Annotated in this window: 2 protein-coding genes; one reads left to right on the top strand and one right to left on the bottom strand. The window is 66.3% G+C overall.

What is annotated here, in order from left to right; translation table 11 throughout:
* Window positions 1–1,323, bottom strand: a 1,323-nt coding sequence (gene hglS, locus AC1DU6_RS26220; RefSeq protein WP_477860702.1) for a 2-oxoadipate dioxygenase/decarboxylase HglS, incomplete at its 3' end; no start/stop codon positions are given.
* A gap of 122 nt (window positions 1,324–1,445) precedes the next feature.
* On the opposite strand from hglS, the gene AC1DU6_RS26215 reads away from it, so the two are divergent.
* Complete coding sequence (locus AC1DU6_RS26215; protein ID WP_457355448.1) at window positions 1,446–2,324, top strand: LysR family transcriptional regulator; 879 nt, start codon at window positions 1,446–1,448, stop codon at window positions 2,322–2,324.
* Window positions 2,325–2,760: the final 436 nt, after the last annotated feature.

The following is a 2,760-nucleotide window of genomic DNA, read 5'->3' as shown; positions in this document are numbered from 1 at the left end:
CGCCAACTGGCGCAAGCAGTTGGCCAGCGACGCGCCCTCGGCTTCGCGGTAGAGCTCAAACTCGTTGAGCACGTTGGCACCCAGCGCGGCTTCGAAGGCTGCTCGGTTGGAATGCGACGCGAACACGCCACCGTCTTGCTCGCCCAAGTTGGAGCGGAAGATGCCGGCTGCGCTGACGGGCAGGAAGTCTTCGTAGGTTAGAGGCTCCACGTGCAGCAAGCCCTCTCTCACCAGTGCATTGATGTCTACCAGGCTGGCGGGTAGACGGACCTTGCCCGCCTCGGGGCTGAGCGAATAGCGGAAGTAGGCCAGGCCCTCTCGGCGCAAGGCCTCCAGGTCGTCGGGGAAGGCTTCGAACTCACGGTGGAGGTTCTCGGCCAGGGCCTTGGGCTCGACCGCCCCATGCTGCTGCGCGGAACGCCGGGCACGCTCTAACAGCTTGTCGTAGAGCTGGCGGCCCTTGGGCGTGAGGGCGCAGCCGCGCTGCTCGATTTCGCCAAAGCGGGCGGTGTGGTCGCCTCGGGTGCCGTCGGCAAAGGTCACGTCCTCACACAAGGCGCTGAAGGCGGTCTGGCGCAGCAGGATGGGTACGGCGCGGCGCGGCGGGCCTTCGATCACGGCCTTGGCCGGCAGGCCACGCTCCCGCATGGCGGCTTGCGCGGCGTCGATGTCCAGCACGCGCGGGGTGAGGTGGTTGATGTGGGGGTTGGGGAAGCAGGCCACGTCGGCCGCCAGCGGATGCTGAGCCTTGATGGCGCTGTAGACCGCCTGGCTCACTGTCGCATGACCGCGCCAGCGGAAGGTGTGCAGCGTCTCTTGGACGAATTCCTCGGCCTCGTCGGCCGAGAGCGCGCCCCGGGCCTCGAAGCGATCGATCAGGCGCACGCAGCCGGGCGTGAAGATCTGGCGGCCGGTCAGGGCGTTCTCGGCAAGCTGGCGCACCTGCGGGCAGGCGATCAGCTCGGTGCGCAGCAGCGAGCAAAAGAGGCGGAAGGGGTTGCGCGCCAGCGATGCCTCGCCCACCGGACGGAAGGCCGTGGAGTGCACCGGGATGCCGGCCACCGACAGGTCGTAGTAGCCCACTGGCTGCATGCCGAGCACGGCCAGCAGGCGGCGCATCATGGACAGCTCTGCTGCCGTGCCCACGCGGATAGCGCCGTGGCGCTCGACGGCCAGGCGTGAGCCCTCTGTGCCTTGTTCAGCATTGATGCCGTTCACCAAATCGACGAGGTGGCCATACAGCGGCACCTCCTGGCGGTACGTCTGAGACATCGCTTCGGCGAAGCGGGCACGGGTCTGATCGGGGGTGAAGCTCATCGGCATGGTGGCTGAGACTGTGCTGAAAAACCAGCCGCGGCGCCATCGATGAATTCGAAGTAGTTCATTCCAATATCGAATGAACTCACAATCCGTGCATGACGTTTAAGCGCCAACTCTTGCCGCYAATGAATCACCTGCTGGCCTTTGAGGCCGCCGCTCGGTACGCCAGCATTTCGCGCGCGGCCGAGGAGCGGCACCTCACGCAAAGCGCGTTGTCCCGGCAAATTACCAGCCTGGAGGAGAGCCTGGGGGTGGCGCTCTTTCATCGCGTGCGCCAGCGCGTCGTGCTGACCGACGCCGGCCGGCTCTACGCCGCCGAGCTGCGCCAGGCGCTGGAGGCGATGTCGGCGGCCACGCACAAGATCATGAGCCTCTCCGGGGAGCAGGCCGTGCTCAACATCGCCGTGCTGCCGACATTCGGCACGCGCTGGCTCATTCCCCGGCTGCCGGGCTTCACCGAAGCCCACCCCGAGGTGACCATCAACTTCGCGGCGCGCAGCCACCCGTTCGACTTCGCTGCCGAGCCCTTTGACCTCGCCATCCACTTCGGCGAGCCGGTCTGGCCGCAGGCCACGTGCATGGAACTCATGGTCGAAGCCTTGATCCCCGTGTGCAGCCCGGCCTTCAAGCGCAGCCACACGCTCAAGCGTCCCGCCGACATTGCTCAATGCCGCCTGCTGCAACAGGTGACGCGGCCCACGCAGTGGGCCGAGTGGTTCGAGCACGCCGAGGTCGAAGCGCCACGCGCTCATCAGGGACCGCACTTCGAGCAGTTCGCCATGGTGGCAGAAGCCGCCGCCGCCGGCCTCGGCGTGGCGCTGGTGCCGCGCGTCCTCGTCGAGGCTGAGTTGGCCGACGGGCGGCTGCTGGCGCTGGACGAAGCCCACGTGCTCTCCGGCCAGGCTTACCACCTCGTGGTGCCGCACTCGCGCCAGGGCGACACCCTGGTGCGAGAGTTCAGCACTTGGCTGCTAGGCCAGGCAAAGCACAGACAGGGGGGGTGATCAAGAGGCGCGGCGCCGATGGTCTTGTGGCTTCGCTCGCCAGCTCGGTAGTCAATTGAATTTCATGCGGTTGACGCGAACGCCGGGCAATGGATCTTGCGTGGCGCCGTACGGCAATCGAGCGTAGCCAGTGCGTCCCTCACCGACGCAATCTCCCGGGTTGCGCTGTTGCCCTGGTGCGCGAAGCGGCGCTCCGCTCGTTTTTCCGGCCGCAGGCCATCTTGACTCTTTCACCTGGCGACGGTGGCGCTGCTGACCACTTCCTGCCAATACAACGGCCGCGGCCGATGTATGCATCGCTGGTTCCTCATTTTCATGAGGCAGGCGCGATGGCCAAATTTCCGTCCACGGCGCGACACGCGTGCGAGCCGAGTCAAACACAGTAGGACGTTCATGGCCAAAAATGAGTACGAATCCGGTCGCCTAAACCTTCCGT

This window comes from Roseateles sp. P5_B10 (assembly GCF_056400485.1).
Note: the sequence above shows the minus strand (reverse complement) of the source record. Positions and strands in the feature narration are given on the sequence as shown.